Here is a 15,643-nt window from a genome sequence, read left to right as displayed (position 1 = left end):
TCAGGGCGCCCAGGGCGCCTCCACGGACCACGTCGTGTCCTCGGTGAACAGCGACGGGTTGTCCGCGGCCCGGGACCCGCCCGGTACGGCCAGGTAGACCTCGGAGTTGTAGTGCCGCAGGTACTGGCCCGGATAGTTCTGCGCCATCAGCCGGACACCGCCCTGCCCGGGCACCGCGCAGAACGTGGCGTCCGCCTTGAACAGGGCCGAGCCGTCACCGGCCTCCCGGTGCACCCGGAACTCGCGGTGGCGCAGGTACTCGCCCGGGTAGTTGCGGGACTCGAACGAGTAGCAGGAGCTGTCGGAGAGCCCCGGCACGACCCGCCAGGTGGCGTCGTTCTTCAGCAGATCGCTGCTGGCGGAGTTGACGACCTCCGTGTAGGCGAGGGCGTCCCGGTGGCGGATGTAGCGGTCGGTGTAGCCGGGAGTGGTGACCCGCAGCGACTTCAGGCCGGTGGGCAGCGTCGTCGGCCCCGCCGGGTTCGCGGAGGCGGCGATCAGGGCCTGGTTGGCGGCCTTGACCCGCGCCGCGTCGACCTTGACCACCTGACGGTCGTACGTCAGGAGGCCGTTGACCTCGTTCTCGACATCGGTGATCTCCGTGTACACGGAGGCCGAAAGACCGGCCGGCATCTGTTGCAGGCGCAGCGCGTCGATGAGTCCGACGAACCGGTTGTTCAGGTGTGCGGTGTCGGCCTGGTCCTCGTAACTGAAGCCGTTGCCGGGCGACCACTCGTGGCCCGACACCCGCAGGCCGAGGCCGCCGTACTCACCGAGCACGGCGGCCCGGGTCGAGGACGGGCTCGTCACCCCCGGCCCCACGTACACGTGATGGTCGATCACGTCGCCGTTGCCGCCGTCGACCGCGCCGCAGCAGTTGATGCCGCTCATGTTGTCGACGAGCCGCGAGGGGTCGGCCGCCTTCACCTTGTCGGCGATGCGGGCCTGGTCGTACTGGCCCCAGCCCTCGTTCTCGTCGACCCACATCACGAGCGACGGCGAACTGCGGTGCTCGTCGATGATCTGGTCGAACTCCGCCTCCCACTGGGTGCGGGCCGCCGAGTCCGGGGTGCGGGTGTCCATCGCGGGCATGTCCTGCCACACCAGCAGGCCCAGCTTGTCGGCCCAGTAGAACCAGCGCTGCGGCTCGACCTTGATGTGCTTGCGGACCATGTTGAAGCCGAGGTCCTTGTGCTTCTGGAGGTCGTACTTGAGGGCGTCGTCCGTGGGCGCGGTGTAGATGCCGTCCGGCCAGTAGCCCTGGTCGAGGGTGCCGGTCTGGAAGACGAACTTGCCGTTGAGCAGCAGGCGTTGCTTGCCGCCCACCGTGCCGCGCGAGATCGACCGCATCCCGGTGTACGAGCCCACGGAGTCGACGACCGTGGAGCCGGAGAGGAGATCGGCCTTCACGTCGTACAGGAACGGGTCGTCCGGCGACCACAGGTGCGGGTTGGTGATCCTCACCGTCAGCTCCGAGCCGACCGCGCCCGTCGCCGTGCCGACCGTCGTCCCGCCGGAGCCGACCGTGACCCGCGCGCTCTGCCCGCTGACGCCCGCGCCCTGGACCGTGACCCGCAGCGTCGAGTCGGACAGCCGCGGCACCATGTCGAGCCGGGTGACGTGGGCCGCCGCGGTCGGCTCCAGCCAGACGGTCTGCCAGATGCCGGACGCCGCCGTGTAGAAGATGCCGCCGCCGGGGTGCGGGGTCACGTCGTTGATGCGCTGCTTGCCCACGGCCTGACCGCCGGTCTGGGTCGGGTCGAAGACCGAGACGACGATGGTGTTGGTGCCACCGTTGAGCAGGGGCGTGATGTCGTAGCCGAACGCGTCGTAGCCGCCGCTGTGGACCGCTCCGGCCTGCTGGCCGTTGACCCACACCGTCGTACGCCAGTCACTCGCGCCGAAGTTGAGCTGGACCCGGCGGCCGTTCCAGCCCGCCGGCACCGTGAACGTGCGCTTGTACCAGAGCTTGTCGTTCTCGGTGATCTTGCGCTGGATGCCGGAGAGCGCGGACTCCGCGACGAACGGCACCCGGATCTGGTCGGTGAAGGACGCCGGCTGCCCCGCGTCCCTCCCGGTGACGGCGAAGTCCCAGATGCCGTTGAGATTGGCCCAGTCGGGCCGGGTCAGCTGCGGCCGCGGATACTCCGGCAGCGGATTGTCCCGGGAGACCTGAGCGGTCCACGGGGTCGTCATGGGCGCGGGTTTGGGGCTCCAGGCGGTGGGTGCCGCCACGGCCGCAGGGGCCAGCATCGTGACGCCGCCCAGGAAGAGGGCGAGAACGGCCAGCAGAATACCGGCGGGTCTTAAGCCGGTGGGGCGCAAGGGCATGGGGGTGCTCCTTCGGCGGAGTTGTCGGAGTGGCAGTCGTGTTCCCGTAGTGCTGCCCCTGCCTTTTACAACGCTGTAAGTCGGCTGTACAGACTCCGCGTCAGAACTTCTTCTCCGGCCCCACCGGTCCCGCACGGGCGGCGAATCGGCCCATTTGCCCCGACAGTTGGCGGGGCTGCGGCAGTTCGGACCATGATCGCCGTACATCGATGAACAGGGGCCCGGGCAGGGACGCCCGGACCCCTGTCGACCGGTGGACTCAGGCCCTGCCGGTCCGCAGCTCCGCCAGCTCGGCGCTGGTCAGCGGCCTGGGCTGATGGTCCTCACCGACGACGAGGACGGAGCAGTGGGCCGCGTGCGTGAGCGCGGTGGTGAAGCTGCCGTCCGCGAACTGCGCGAGCGCGCCCCGCGGGGAACGGCCGATGACGACGGTACGGGCGTTCACGCGCTCCGCGTGCCGGGCGAGGGCCCGTCCGGCGGCCGCGTGGTCGCCGATGCCGGTGAGGACCTGGCCGTGGGCGGTGACTCCGTGGGCGGCGGCCCGGGCGAGATGGGCGGTCACCGTGGCACGGGCCCGGCCGGCCGTCTCGGTCTCGGCGGCCTGCCCCTCCACGACGGCCGTCTCCTGCACATGAACCACTTCGAGGACGCTGCCGCCGTCGGCGGCGATGCGGGCGGCTGCCTCCACGATGCCGTCGGCCCGCTCGTGGTCCCCGACGGCGACGATCACCCGCGGGGAGCCGGCCGGGACGGGAGCTCCGATCGTCGTGAAGGACGGCGCGACCGGTTCCTCCTCCGCGAGGCCGGACTCCGCCCTGCGCAGCATCGTGTGGCCGGTCGCCAGCACGGGGATCGCGAGCAGGAAGGACGCGGCGCCCACGGCGAAGGGGAGGCTCAGCCCCGCGGCGTCGGCCAGCCTGCCCGCCACGTAGGGGGCGATGCCGCCGCCGATGAAGCGGAGGAAGCCGTAGGCGGAGGACGCCACGGGCCGTTCGACCGGCGCCACCAGCATGACGGCCTGGGTCGTGAGGGTGTTGTTGATGCCGATGCAGGCGCCGCTGACGATGACGGCCACGACGACCACGGCCGGGGTGTCCACCCATATGGCGATCACCGCCACTATCACGCCCAGGGCGGCGAGATTGGCGTACAGGGTCGGAGCCGTGCCGAAGCGGGCCTGGAGACGCGGGGCGCCGAACACGCTGAAGGCGGCGACCAGTAGACCCCAGCCGGTGAAGACCAGCCCGAGCCGGAGGGCGTCGAGCTCCATGGGGTAGGGCGCGTAGCCCAGCATCGTGAAGAAGCCCCAGTTGTACATCAGCGCGACGATGCCCATCGTCAGCAGGCTGCGGTGGCGCAGGGCCTTGAGGGGCGCGATCGGTGAGGTCGGCCGTTCGGGGCGGGGGGTCTCGGGGACGAGGGTGACGGTCGCGACGAGGGCGACGGCCATGAGGACGGCGACGCCGTAGAAGGGGCCGCGCCAGCTGACGTCACCGAGCAGACCGCCCAGGAGCGGGCCGACGGCGATGCCCAGGCCGAGGGCGGTCTCGTAGAGGATGATCGCGCCGCCGAAACCGCCGCTGGCGGAGGCGACGATCACGGCCAGGGACGTCGCGATGAACATCGCGTTGCCGAGGCCCCAGCCCGCGCGGAAGCCGACGATGCCGTTGATCGAACCGGACGAGCCGGCCAGCGCGGCGAAGACGACGATCACGGCCAGGCCGATGACCAGGGTGCGCTTGGCGCCGATCCGGCTGGATATCCAGCCGACGAAGATCATGGCGACGGCGGTGACGATCAGATAGCTGCTGAACAGCAGCGACACCTGGCTGGGCGAGGCGTTCAGGCTGCCGGCGAGGGCCGGCAGGATCGGATCCACCAGTCCGATGCCCATGAACGAGACCACGCAGGCGAACGCCACGGCCCAGACGGCCTTGGGCTGCTTGAACGGGCTCGCGGCCCGGTGGTGCGGTGTGCTCATGACCACTTCCTCTTCCGTCGGGGCGGACGCGAAGGCTGTGGACGCGGGCGCTCAGCCCTCCGTGTGCTCCCGGACGGCGCGGGCCAGTGCCGGAAAGGCGGTTCGAACCGCCTCCGACTCCGTTTCGGACAGCGCCTCCAGGAGCTGCTGGAGGGCCAGCGCGCGCTCGCCCTGCCGCTGTTCAGCGGTGCGCCGGCCCTCGCCCGTCAGCTCCACCAGGACGCCCCGGCCGTCGGACCGGTCGGGCACCCTGCGCACCAGACCCGCCTTCTCCATGCGGGACACGACCTGCGTCATGTTGGGCTGCGAGACGTTCTCCGCCCGCGCCAGCTCCGTCAGGCGCTGCGGCCCCTCCCGGTGCAGCCGGTTGAGCAGGGACGAGGACGCCCGGCTCAGGCCGCCGGCCGTGGTGCCCTGCCGGACGAAGCGCACCGTGTCCTCGACCGCGAGCATCAACTCCTCGGCGGAGGGCCCGGAGCCAAGGTCCATAACCTTCTTATGCATAAGCGCATGATGCATGTGGGTGTAGGTGGAATCTAGTTCTGTGCGCGGGCCGACCGGCGGAGAACGCTCCAGAATGAGTGCCCATGAGCGACATCGAGATCCACGACGACCGCGACGCCGGCTTTCTGCGCGCCCGGGTCGGCGGCGCCGACGGCGCCGTCGCCGGGTACATCCGGTACTTCGTCCTGGAGGAGCCGGAGCGCGCCCTCGTGCCGGTGCACACCGTCGTGGAGCCCGCGCACGAGGGGAAGGGCATCGGCGGCTCCCTCGCCCGCGAGCTGTACGCGACCGCCGCCCGGGAGGCGATCGCGGTCGCGCCGCTCTGCCCGTTCGTCGTCCAGTGGGCGGCCCGGCACCCGGGCGAGGCGCCCGCGGCTCCCGACGCGCTCCTCGACGCCGCGCAGGCGGCCGTCGGCGACCACCCCGAACTGTGGTGACCTGCGCGTGCGTAGGGTGCCGGGCATGAAGCTGGCGCTCCTGCACACCTCACCCGTCCACGTCCCCGTCTTCGACGCCCTGCGCGACGCCGACCACCCCGGCCTCGCGCTGCGCCACGTCGTGCGCGAGGAACTCCTGGTGCGGGCCCGCGCCGACGGACCACGGGCCGTCGCCGACGACGTCCGTACGCTGCTGGAGGCGGCGGCGGCCGACGGGGCCGACGCCGTCCTGTGCACCTGTTCCAGCATCGGCGCCGTCGCCCAGGAACAGGCCGCGGCAGCCGGACTCCCCGTGCTGCGGGTGGACCGGCCGATGGCCGCGCGGGCCGTCGCCGAGGGACCCCGCGTCGTCGTGGTCGCCACCCTCCGCAGCACCCTGGGCCCGACGGCCGCCCTCGTCGAGGAGGAGGCCGGCCGCGCCGGACGCACCGTCGACCTGCGCACCGTTCTCGTCGAGGACGCCTGGGAGCTGTTCCTCGCGGGCGCGAGCGAGGCCTACCTGGACCGGGTCGCCGCCGCCCTCGACGCCGTCACCGAGGCCGAGGCCGACGTGATCGTCCTCGCCCAGGCGTCCCTGGCCGACGCCGCCGCACGCACCCGCACCGCCGTCCCCGTGCTCTCCAGCCCGCGCCTCGGACTCGCCGCCGCGGCGGCGGAATGCGCACGGGCCGAAACCGCTTAGGCCGAAGGAAACTGTCCGCACCGCACCGCAACCGAGGGACGAGGAACCGCCATGACCGACGTCGTCATCAGCCCCACCGGATGGGTCGCCGACCAGGCCCGTGTCTACGAGGAGTCCGGCGGTACCCGGGGCACCACCATCCAGGGAGCCCCCTGTCTGCTCCTCGACTACCAGGGCCGCAAGTCCGGCCAGTGGCGCCGCACCGTCCTCATCCACGGCCGCGACGGCGACGACCTGCTGATCGTCGCCTCGTACGGCGGCTCGGACCAGCACCCCCTGTGGTACCTGAACCTCGAGGCCAATCCGGACGTGCGGTTGCGCGTCGGGACAGAACGGTTCACCGCGCGCGCCGAGACCCTCTCGCCCGACGACAAGGCCCGCGTCTGGGACTCCCTCGTCGAACTGTTCCCGCCCTACGCCGAGTACCGGCGCAAGACCAGCCGCGACATCCCGGTGGTGCGACTCGTGCGGACGGACGGCTGACGCGCACGGAACGGCGGACGCGTACGGAACGGCCGACAGGACGCGTGGACTCGGCGGGCGTGGGCACGCGCCCCGGGAGACAGTGGAGGTTCACCCGGCCCGGCACGTTCGCGGGGCCGGGCGGACCGAGCCTTTCCGCGATGCTGGAGGCATGTGATGACCCAGCCGTTCCCCGACCCCGTCCCGCCGGGCCCCGTCCCGGGCCCGGGGCCGAGTCCGGGCCCCGGACCGGACGTCCCGGATCCGGGACCGCTCCCGGATCCGCTGCCGACGCCGATGCCCCGGCCCGTGCCGGAGCCCCCGCCGTCGCCGGTCCCGCCGGGCCCGACCCCGGCCCCCGACCCGACGCCGCCGGAGCCCGAGCCGTCACCCGTGTGAGGCAACCCGCGTGAGGCGGCCCGAGGGGCTCAGGCCTCCACCTCGGAGCGGTCACCGCCCCAGAGCGTGTGGAACGAGCCCTCGCGATCGGTGCGCCGGTAGGTGTGCGCGCCGAAGAAGTCCCGCTGGCCCTGCGTGAGCGCGGCCGGCAGGCGCTCGGCGCGCAGCGCGTCGTAGTACGCGAGCGCCGCCGCGAAGCCCGGCGTGGGCACACCCTGGATGGTCGCGGCGACCAGGACGGCACGCCAGTCGTCCTGGGCCGCCGCGATCTCGTCGGCGAACTCCTTGTCCGAGAGCAGGCTCACCAGAGCGGGCTCGGCCTCGTACGCCGCCGTGATCCGGTCGAGGAAGGCCGCGCGGATGATGCAGCCGCCGCGCCAGATCCGGGCCACCGCGCCCAGGTCGATGTCCCAGTCGTAGGTCTCGCTGCCCGCCGCGATCTCGTGGAAGCCCTGCGTGTACGACACGATCTTCGAGGCGTACAGCGCCTGCTCGACCCGGTCGGCGAAGGCGGCGGCCTCCGACTCCGGCAGCGCCAGAGCCGCCGGGCCCGCCAGGTGCCGGGACGCCGCGCGCAGGTCGGCGTGGCCGGACAGGGAGCGCGCGAACACCGCCTCCGCGATGCCGGACACCGGGACGCCCAGGTCGAGGGCGATCTGCACGGTCCAGCGGCCGGTGCCCTTCTGCTCGGCCTGGTCCTGGACGATGTCGACGAACGGCTCACCCGTCGCCTCGTCGACGTGCGACAGCACCTCCGCCGTGATCTCGATCAGATACGAGTCGAGGCGCCCCTCGTTCCAGGAGCGGAAGATCTCCGCGATCCGCGCGGGGGAGTACCCGGCGACGTCCCGCAGCAACTGGTACGCCTCGCCGATGAGTTGCATGTCCGCGTACTCGATGCCGTTGTGCACCATCTTCACGAAGTGCCCGGCGCCGTCCGGACCGACGTGCGTGACGCACGGGGCGCCGTCCTTCGCCTTCGCGGAGATCTTCTCCAGCATCGGGCCGAGGGACGCGTACGACTCCACGCTGCCGCCCGGCATGATGCTCGGCCCGTGCAGCGCGCCCTCCTCGCCGCCGGAGACGCCGGTGCCGACGAAGTGGATGCCCTTCTCCCTGAGCTCCTTCTCGCGGCGGCGGGTGTCCGCGAAGTGCGCGTTGCCGCCGTCGATGATCATGTCTCCGGGCTCCAGGAGCGGCGCGAACTCCTGGATCACCGCGTCCGTCGCCTCGCCCGCCTTCACCATGACGACCAGGCGGCGGGGCCGCTCCAGCGCGGCCACGAACTCCTCGGCGGTCTCGGCGGGGACGAAGATGCCCTCCTCGCCGAACTCCTCGACCAGCTGGTGCGTCCGGGACGCGGTGCGGTTGTGGAGGGCGACGGTGTATCCGTTCCTCGCGAAGTTCCGGGCGAGATTGCGGCCCATCACCGCGAGACCCGTGACACCGATCTGGGCTGTAGTGCTCATGCCTGTCGCTCCTGGATTGGGAAAATGAAAGATCTTGTTCAGTTCTGGCGTCGTGAGGCGTAGCGTGATCGTTGGTCCCCCCACGAGACATCCCTGCCTGCTGCCCGTCCGCACTCTTTACGATCCTGGAGCCGTGCGTGCCTCATTTCGACCTGTCGCTCGACGAACTGCGGGGCTACGAGCCCGCCCTGACGGCCCCCGACGACTTCGACGCCTTCTGGGAGAAGACGCTGGCCGAGGCCGGGGAGCACGCGCTCGACGCGCGGTTCGAGCCCGTCGACGTGCCGTACACGGCGGTCGACGTATTCGACGTTACGTTCGCGGGCTTCGGCGGGCACCCCGTGAAGGGCTGGCTGGTCCTCCCCGCGGGCACGAGCGAGCCGATTCCGGCCGTCGTGCAGTACATCGGCTACAACGGCGGGCGCGGCCTGCCGCACACCCACCTGCAGTGGGCCGCAGCCGGTTTCGCGCACTTCGTCATGGACACCCGCGGCCAGGGCAGCGGCGGCTCGGTCGGTGACACACCGGACCCGGTCGGCAGCGCCCCGTCGGTCGCCGGATTCATGACCCAGGGCATACAGGACCCGCACGACTACTTCTACCGCCGTGTCTACACGGACGCCGTGCGCGCCGTCGAGGCCGCCCGCGCGCATCCCCTGGTCGACGCCTCCCGGGTCGCCGTGGTGGGCGGCAGTCAGGGCGGCGGGATCTCGATCGCCGTCGCGGGCCTCGTCCCGGATCTGCGGGCCGTCGCGCCCGACGTGCCGTTCCTCTGCCACTTCGGCCGCGCGGTCACGCTCACCGAGCGACACCCGTACCGCGAGATCGCCCTGTACCTCAAGACTCACATCGGGCAGGACGAGCAGGTCTTCCGCACGCTCTCGTACTTCGACGGCATGAACTTCGCCGCCCGCGCCACGGCGCCCGGTCTGTTCTCGGTCGCGCTGGAGGATCTGACCTGCCCGCCGTCGACCGTGTTCGCGGCGTACAACCACTGGGCGGGCCCGGAGCGTTCGATGGAGGTGTACTCCTTCAACGACCACGAGGGCGGCGGCCCCTTCCAGCAGCTGGTCCAACTCCAGTGGATTCCGGGCCACTTGAGGGACTGATTACGGCCACGGTGGCTGACGGCACCCTTGTCACCGAGGTGGGGGAGAGGCTACTTTGCGGCTCCTACGTGTGCCTGTGGGATGCAGGGCAGCCAAGGGGGCGTTCAATGGCATTACGCGGCCGGCACCGCCGGTATCAGCCGAGCCGGGTCAACCGGGCCTCGCTCACCGTGACCGTGGGCGGCGCGGGCATGGCGATCCCGCTGATCGGCGCGGGCGGCGCACAGGCCGCGGACGTCGGCACCTGGAACAAGGTCGCCGCCTGCGAGTCCAGCAACAACTGGAGCATCAACACGGGCAACGGGTTCTACGGCGGTCTGCAGTTCACCGCCTCCACCTGGTCCGCGTTCGGCGGCGGGGCCTACGCCTCGCGCGCCGATCTCGCCACCAAGGACCAGCAGATCGCCGTCGCCGAGAAGGTCCTGGCGGGCCAGGGCCCCGGCGCCTGGCCGGTCTGCTCGCAGCGGGCAGGGCTCAGCCGCCCCGCGGCCGAGCCGGTGCGCACCGTCGAGAAGGCCAGGGCCGGGAAGACGAAGGCGGCCGGGGGCGTCAAGGACGTCAAGGACGTCAAGCCCGAGGTCATCCCGCAGTCGACGGCGAGCAAGGGCCGCCCGGAGATGTACACCGTCGTCCACGGCGACACCCTCTCCGGCATCGCCGAGTCACGGAAGGTGAGCGGTGGCTGGACCCGCCTGTACGCCGCCAACCGCACGGTCGTCGGCGGCGACCCGGACCTGATCGTCCCCGGTCAGCGGCTGTCGGTGCCCGGACACGGGAAGAGCGCGCCGCAGCAGTCCGACGACCGTCGGGCCGCGCCGAAGAAGCCGGACGCGAAGAAGGCGGACGCGCAGAGGACCGAACCGAAGAAGACCGAACCGAAGAAGTCCGAGGCGAAGAAGGCCGGCGCCGAGAAGCACGAGATCAGGAAGGCCGGTTCCGGGCAGAAGGCGTCGGGCGGCGTCGTGGCCCCGGTCTCGGCCTCCATCGGCACCCCGTACCACGCGGCCGGTTCCTCCTGGTCGAAGGGCTATCACACGGGCGTCGACTTCGAGGTGCCCACCGGCACCTCCGTGAAGGCGATCGAGTCGGGCACGGTCGTCTCGGCCGGCTGGGGCGGCTCGTACGGCTACGAGGTCGTGATCCGGCACGCCGACGGCAAGTACAGCCAGTACGGGCACCTGTCGGCCCTCGCCGTGAAGAGCGGGCAGCGCGTGGTGACCGGGCAGCGCATCGCCCGCTCCGGGTCCACGGGCAACAGCACGGGCCCGCATCTGCACTTCGAGGTGCGGACCGGGCCCGGCTTCGGGAGCGACGTGGACCCGCTCGCCTATCTGCGGGCCCACGGCGTCAGGATCTGAGGAACCCGCTGTCCTCGCGCGGACTGCCCAGTCCGCCGCGCCGGTCCGCGGACTGGCGCGGCAGGCTGTCCAGCGCCGCGGGGCTGTCCGGGACCGCCGGGCTGTCCCGGGCCGCCGGGCCTCCCTCCGGGACCGCCGGACCGTCGGGAACGGCCGCCTCATCGGGAACCGCCGGTGCCGGTTCGTCCTGGCCGCCACGGTCCGCGGTGTCCGGCGAGCCCTGGGCGACGACCTGTGTCGTCTGCTCGCGTTCGATGCGCTCCGTCGTCAGCAGGATCAGGCCGCCCGCCGCGACGACACCGCAGCCCAGCGCCAGCACTGTGCCGATCGTGCCGTGCCGGAACGTCTCGCCGAACAGCGTGAGGCCGACGGCCGCCGCGACCACCGGGTTCACGACCGTGGCCGTCGCCAGCGGCACGGCCAGGCCCGCGCCCCGGTAGGAGGCCTGCGACACGAGCATGCCGGTGACGGCCAGGCCCGCTATCGCCAGCAGCGTGGCCAGCTGCTCCAGCGGCTCGCCCGACCAGTCCACGGCCACCGACTTCGTGAACACCGAGGCCATGCCGAACGCCCCGCCGGCCGCGACGGCCAGCAGGACCGAGCGCGCCACCGGGTGCCGGTGCGCGGCCCGCGCCGACATCGTCAGGACCAGCACGCCCCCGGCCGTGATCAGGCCGACGAGCAGCCGCTCCGGTCCGCCCAAGGACTGCTCGGAGGCGCTGCCGGTGAGCGCGAGGAGGCCCGCCAGACCGGCCGTCGCCATCACCGCCCCGCGCCACGCGGTGGCCCCTGCGCGGCGCCCCACGAGCAGGGCCGCCATCGGCAGCGCCAGGACGATCGTCAGCGCGCCCAGCGGCTGCACCAGGCTCAGCGGGCCGAGGGCGAGCGCCGCGACGTGCAGCAGCGCGCCCAGGCCGTTCAGACACCCCGCGCCCCACCACGCGGGCCTGCGCAGCGGCGCGTACGCCGTCTGCGGAGAGGTCTCCGCCACCCGCTCCTGCACGATCGCCCCGCCCGCGTAGGCCACCGCGGAGACGAGGGACAGCAGCACGGACACCGCCAGGGCACTCATGAGGCGGCCCTGGGGGTGCGGTGCGGCCGACGGTCGGTTGTCATACCTCTACGATCTCTCGTTCCGCCCGTTCGCGTCGTCCGACCTGAGCAGTCATTGGGTCCTACTGCCGATGGAGTACACCGCGTCGCGAGTCATCCCCAGGGCGGGTGTCGAGCGGACTACCGAACGTGTCGGCACTCTTCCGCGAGGGCCGTTCATGGGTGACCATGAGACGCGCCCCGCGCACAGCGGTTCTCGAACGATTGTGCGAGGAAGGCTGTGATCCGAAGCGGTGGTGCCCGACCGACGAAGACGCGGGGGTCGCGCGTGCGAGTGGGACTGCTCAGCCGGGAATACCCGCCGGACGTCTACGGCGGTGCGGGGGTCCACGTCGAGTTCCTGGCGCGTGAGCTCCGGCCGCTCGTCGACCTGGAGGTGCACACCTGGGGCGAGGGCGCGGGCGACGGCGTGCGCCGGCACCGCGCGTGGCCGGCCCTGGACGGGGCGAACGACGCGCTGCGCACGCTCTCCGTGGACCTCTCCATGGCCGCCGCCCTCGAAGGCCGCCAGCTCGTCCACTCCCACACCTGGTACACGAACCTCGCGGGACACCTCGCGGCGCTCCACCTCGGCATCCCGCACGTGCTGACCGCCCACTCCCTCGAACCGCTGCGCCCCTGGAAGGCCGAGCAACTCGGTGGCGGCTACGCGCTGTCGGCCTGGGCGGAGCGCACGGCGATCGAGGCCGCGGACGGGGTGATCGCGGTGTCCCGGGCGATGCGCGACGACATCCTCGCCTGCTACCCGGCGCTGGAGCCGAAGCGGGTCCGCGTCGTGCACAACGGCATCGACGTCTCGCTCTACCAGGCCGACCCCGGTACCGACGTGCTGCGCCGCTTCGGCATCGACCCGGACCGCCCGTACGTCCTGTTCGTCGGCCGCATCACCCGGCAGAAGGGCGTTCCCCATCTGCTGCGCGCGGCCCACGAGTTGACCAAGGGCGTACAGCTGGTGCTGTGCGCGGGGGCGCCGGACACCCCCGAGATCGGCCGCGAGTTCCGGGAGCTGGTGGACGACCTGAAGCGGACGCGCGACGGGGTGCACTGGATCCCGTCGATGCTGCCCCGCTCCGAGGTCGTCCAACTCCTCGGCCACGCCATGGCGTTCGTCTGCCCGTCGGTCTACGAGCCGCTCGGCATCGTCAACCTGGAGGCGATGGCCTGCGGCACCGCGGTCGTCGCCTCCGCGGTCGGCGGCATCCCCGAGGTGGTGGCCCACGGCGAGACCGGCCTGCTCGTCCCGTACGCGGAGCAGGACCCGGAGGGCTTCGAGCGGGGCCTGGCCGAGGCGCTGAACACGGTGGTCGCCGACCCCGGCGAGGCGGACCGGATGGGCGCGGCCGGACGCGAGCGGGCGACCGCGGAATTCGGCTGGGACGCGATAGCCCGGCGCACGGTCGGGGTATACGAGGAGATCCTGAACGGCGGTTGAGACATGGGGGGTTGATGGTCATGCGCGGTGGGCCTTCGGTACTCGGGATCGTTCTGGCGGGAGGAGAGGGGAAGCGGCTGATGCCGCTCACCGCGGACCGGGCGAAACCGGCGGTGACCTTCGGCGGCATGTACCGCCTCGTCGACTTCGTGCTCTCCAATCTCGTCAACGCCGACATCCTGCGCATCTGCGTCCTGACGCAGTACAAGTCGCACTCCCTGGACCGGCACGTGACGACGACCTGGCGGATGTCGAGCCTGCTCGGCAACTACGTCACGCCGGTCCCCGCCCAGCAGCGGCTCGGCCCGCGCTGGTACTCGGGCAGCGCCGACGCCATCCTCCAGTCGCTGAACCTGGTCCACGACGAACAGCCCGACTTCATCGCGGTGTTCGGCGCCGACCACGTGTACCGGATGGACCCGCGCCAGATGCTCACCCAGCACATCGAGTCCGGCGCCGGCGTCACCGTCGCCGGGATCCGGGTGCCCCGTGCGGAGGCGTCCGCGTTCGGCGTCATCACACCCGCCGGCGACGGCACCCGCGTCGAGGCGTTCCTGGAGAAGCCCAGCGACCCGCCGCCGCTGCCCGGTTCGCCGAACCAGGTCTTCGCCTCCATGGGCAACTACCTCTTCACCACCAAGACCCTCGTCGACGCCCTCAAGGAGGACGCCGAGGACGACAACTCCGCGCACGACATGGGCGGTTCGATCCTGCCGCTGCTCACCGAGCGCGGTGTCGCCCAGGTCTACGACTTCGACGGCAACCACGTCCCCGGCGAGACCGAGCGCGACCACGGCTACTGGCGTGACGTCGGCACGCTCGACACGTACTACGACGCCCACATGGACCTGGTCTCCGACCGGCCCGCCTTCAACCTGGACAACCGTCGCTGGCCCATCTACACCCATGCCGGGCAGCTGCCGCCCGCCCGGTTCTGCGCCGCCGGCATCGCGAGCGAGTCGATCGTCAGCCCCGGCTGCGTGATCCGCGGGCAGGTCACCCGGTCCGTCCTGTCGCCCGGGGTGAGCGTCGAGGACGGCGCGGTCGTCCAGGGCTCGGTGCTGCACGACAACGTCCGGATCGGGCGCGGCGCCGTGGTGCGCGGTGCCGTCCTCGACAAGAACGTGGAGGTCCCGGCGGGCGCCACCATCGGCGTCAACCCGGGCCGCGACGCCGAGCTGTACACCGTCTCCAAGGGCGGGGTGATCGCACTCGGCAAGGGACAGGCCGTGCGCTGACGGTCAGCCGCCCACGGCCCGCACGTCGATCGGCACCGCGCCCGTGCGGTAGCCGCGCTCGTCCAGCAGGTTCCCGTTCAGCTTCATCGGCCACAGGGCAACGGCCCGGTCGACGACGGTCAGGGCGGGCACCCGCTCGGCGAGCCGTACCTCGAAGCGCTGGGCGTCGTCGAGCGAGCGGACCCAGGCGACCAGCTTGAGGTTGTGCCGGCCGATCACGCCCGCGCACAGCCGTACCTCGCGCACGCCCGTGACCTGCTCGGCCACCGTCCGCAGCTCGGCGGGGGCGGCCCGGCCCCACAGGATCAGCGAGACCGGCCACTCCGACAGGGGCCGGGCCACCTCGCAGCGGAACTGCGCCATGCCGGACGAGAGCAGCCGGTTCACCCGGCGCCGGACCGTGTCGGGACTCGTCCCGCACCGCTCCGCCAGCACCTTGTGGCTCGCCCTGCCGTCCACCGACAGCTCGGCGAACAGAGCGTGGTCGAGGTCGGTCAGCTCGAAGACGGAGGCGTCCGCACGGGGAGCCGCGTCCCCGGCGAGCCGGGCGATCTGCTCGCTGCTCAGGGCACGCAGCCGCCACCGGCTGCCCTCGGTGTACACCGTGCTCGCCAGATGGGTGCGGGTGGTGACGATGCCGTCGAGACTGCCGAGCCGGTGCGTCACCCAGTGCGTGAGCGCCGACAGCCGGGGCGCGAGCACCGTCAACAGCAGATCGCGACCGCCGCTGACGTGCTCGACGGTGATCACGTGCGCCTCCGCCACGAGCGCGCGGGCGACCTCGGTCAGCCGCCCGTTCGCGCAGTCGACCTCGACGAACGCCAGGCACCCCTGCCCGGACTCGGCGGCGGCCGGTCCCGGATGGCAGCCGATCCAGGCGGACCCGCTCCGGGTCAGCCGGTGCCAGCGGCGGGCCACCGTCACCGGGTCGGCCCCGACCGCCGCGCCGATCCGGGCCCAGCCGGCCCGGGGCGCGATCTGCAGGGCGTGCACGAGGGCCTGGTCCAGGTCGTCCAGCGCGGCGCTGCCGGATTCCTGCGTCACTGCTCGCCTCCTGCGTTTTCCCTGCGATTCATCGTCCGTTCCTGCGGCAGGGCGGCACCCTGACGCCATTCCCCCACGCTCTCC

Annotated in this window: 13 protein-coding genes; 7 read left to right on the top strand and 6 right to left on the bottom strand. The window is 72.1% G+C overall.

The genetic code is table 11. The features are described from left to right. The 3 genes from ABT127_RS10370 to ABT127_RS10360 form a co-directional block, all read right to left on the bottom strand. A complete protein-coding gene (locus ABT127_RS10370; RefSeq protein WP_351446685.1) occupies window positions 1-2,331 on the bottom strand; it encodes an AbfB domain-containing protein in 2,331 nt (776 codons plus the stop codon). A 259-nt stretch (window positions 2,332-2,590) separates the two neighbouring features. After that, complete coding sequence (locus ABT127_RS10365) at window positions 2,591-4,312, bottom strand: MFS transporter (protein ID WP_351446683.1); 1,722 nt, start codon at window positions 4,310-4,312, stop codon at window positions 2,591-2,593. 51 nt (window positions 4,313-4,363) lie between these two features. Continuing rightward, the gene (locus ABT127_RS10360; protein ID WP_351446680.1) at window positions 4,364-4,816 is read right to left on the bottom strand and encodes a MarR family winged helix-turn-helix transcriptional regulator; all 453 of its coding nucleotides are present in this window, start codon (window positions 4,814-4,816) and stop codon (window positions 4,364-4,366) included. An 83-nt stretch (window positions 4,817-4,899) separates the two neighbouring features. Here ABT127_RS10360 and ABT127_RS10355 point away from each other — a divergent pair, with 83 nt between their 5' ends. Genes ABT127_RS10355 through ABT127_RS10345 form a run of 3 tightly spaced genes read left to right on the top strand, consistent with a single transcriptional unit; the run spans window position 4,900 to window position 6,418 of the window. After that, on the top strand, window positions 4,900-5,253 hold the full coding sequence (locus tag ABT127_RS10355) for a GNAT family N-acetyltransferase (RefSeq protein ID WP_351446678.1): 354 nt from the start codon (window positions 4,900-4,902) through the stop codon (window positions 5,251-5,253). Window positions 5,254-5,278: 25 nt separating this feature from the next. After that, on the top strand, window positions 5,279-5,935 hold the full coding sequence (locus ABT127_RS10350; protein WP_351446675.1) for an aspartate/glutamate racemase family protein: 657 nt from the start codon (window positions 5,279-5,281) through the stop codon (window positions 5,933-5,935). A 51-nt stretch (window positions 5,936-5,986) separates the two neighbouring features. Then, on the top strand, window positions 5,987-6,418 hold the full coding sequence (locus ABT127_RS10345) for a nitroreductase family deazaflavin-dependent oxidoreductase (RefSeq protein WP_351446672.1): 432 nt from the start codon (window positions 5,987-5,989) through the stop codon (window positions 6,416-6,418). 407 nt (window positions 6,419-6,825) lie between these two features. Here the strand turns inward: ABT127_RS10345 and gnd are convergent, their stop codons facing one another. Then, the gene (gene gnd / locus ABT127_RS10340; RefSeq protein WP_351446670.1) at window positions 6,826-8,265 is read right to left on the bottom strand and encodes an NADP-dependent phosphogluconate dehydrogenase; all 1,440 of its coding nucleotides are present in this window, start codon (window positions 8,263-8,265) and stop codon (window positions 6,826-6,828) included. Between the two features lie 137 nt (window positions 8,266-8,402). Here gnd and ABT127_RS10335 point away from each other — a divergent pair, with 137 nt between their 5' ends. Together ABT127_RS10335 and ABT127_RS10330 are read left to right on the top strand one after the other, a co-directional pair. Then, window positions 8,403-9,374, top strand: a complete 972-nt coding sequence (locus ABT127_RS10335; RefSeq protein WP_351446667.1) for an acetylxylan esterase — start codon at window positions 8,403-8,405, stop codon at window positions 9,372-9,374. A 107-nt stretch (window positions 9,375-9,481) separates the two neighbouring features. Beyond that, complete coding sequence (locus tag ABT127_RS10330; protein WP_351446664.1) at window positions 9,482-10,732, top strand: transglycosylase family protein; 1,251 nt, start codon at window positions 9,482-9,484, stop codon at window positions 10,730-10,732. Here the strand turns inward: ABT127_RS10330 and ABT127_RS10325 are convergent. Further along, window positions 10,722-11,804, bottom strand: a complete 1,083-nt coding sequence (locus ABT127_RS10325) for a DMT family transporter (protein WP_351446661.1) — start codon at window positions 11,802-11,804, stop codon at window positions 10,722-10,724. The two genes, ABT127_RS10330 and ABT127_RS10325, sit on opposite strands and share 11 nt — an antisense overlap. Window positions 11,805-12,119: 315 nt before the next feature. Between ABT127_RS10325 and glgA the strand changes: the two genes are divergently transcribed. Together glgA and glgC are read left to right on the top strand one after the other, a co-directional pair. Continuing rightward, window positions 12,120-13,277, top strand: a complete 1,158-nt coding sequence (gene glgA / locus ABT127_RS10320) for a glycogen synthase (protein WP_351447230.1) — start codon at window positions 12,120-12,122, stop codon at window positions 13,275-13,277. 20 nt (window positions 13,278-13,297) lie between these two features. After that, window positions 13,298-14,515 (top strand): glucose-1-phosphate adenylyltransferase, encoded by a 1,218-nt coding sequence (gene glgC / locus ABT127_RS10315; RefSeq protein ID WP_502971672.1) that lies wholly within the window; start codon window positions 13,298-13,300, stop codon window positions 14,513-14,515. 3 nt (window positions 14,516-14,518) lie between these two features. Here glgC and ABT127_RS10310 read toward each other — a convergent pair whose 3' ends face one another. Beyond that, window positions 14,519-15,559: an Lrp/AsnC family transcriptional regulator gene (locus tag ABT127_RS10310; RefSeq protein WP_351446656.1), complete on the bottom strand. Its 1,041-nt coding sequence runs from the start codon at window positions 15,557-15,559 to the stop codon at window positions 14,519-14,521. Window positions 15,560-15,643: the final 84 nt, after the last annotated feature.

The sequence above is a fragment of the Streptomyces sp. NPDC001904 genome, from assembly GCF_040297005.1.
Lineage (GTDB): Bacteria > Actinomycetota > Actinomycetes > Streptomycetales > Streptomycetaceae > Streptomyces.
The sequence above is the reverse complement of the archived record's forward strand: the minus strand, read 5'-3'. Positions and strand labels throughout refer to the sequence as shown.

Bases quoted from the DNA above. Each gene is read 5' to 3' on its own strand.
- ABT127_RS10370 (WP_351446685.1), bottom strand. From the start codon at position 2,331: ATGCCCTTGCGCCCCACCGGCTTAAGACCCGCCGGTATTCTGCTGGCC.
- ABT127_RS10365 (WP_351446683.1), bottom strand. From the start codon at position 4,312: ATGAGCACACCGCACCACCGGGCCGCGAGCCCGTTCAAGCAGCCCAAG.
- ABT127_RS10360 (WP_351446680.1), bottom strand. From the start codon at position 4,816: ATGCATAAGAAGGTTATGGACCTTGGCTCCGGGCCCTCCGCCGAGGAG.
- ABT127_RS10355 (WP_351446678.1), top strand. From the start codon at position 4,900: ATGAGCGACATCGAGATCCACGACGACCGCGACGCCGGCTTTCTGCGC.
- ABT127_RS10350 (WP_351446675.1), top strand. From the start codon at position 5,279: ATGAAGCTGGCGCTCCTGCACACCTCACCCGTCCACGTCCCCGTCTTC.
- ABT127_RS10345 (WP_351446672.1), top strand. From the start codon at position 5,987: ATGACCGACGTCGTCATCAGCCCCACCGGATGGGTCGCCGACCAGGCC.
- gnd (WP_351446670.1), bottom strand. From the start codon at position 8,265: ATGAGCACTACAGCCCAGATCGGTGTCACGGGTCTCGCGGTGATGGGC.
- ABT127_RS10330 (WP_351446664.1), top strand. From the start codon at position 9,482: ATGGCATTACGCGGCCGGCACCGCCGGTATCAGCCGAGCCGGGTCAAC.
- ABT127_RS10325 (WP_351446661.1), bottom strand. From the start codon at position 11,804: ATGAGTGCCCTGGCGGTGTCCGTGCTGCTGTCCCTCGTCTCCGCGGTG.
- glgC (WP_502971672.1), top strand. From the start codon at position 13,298: ATGCGCGGTGGGCCTTCGGTACTCGGGATCGTTCTGGCGGGAGGAGAG.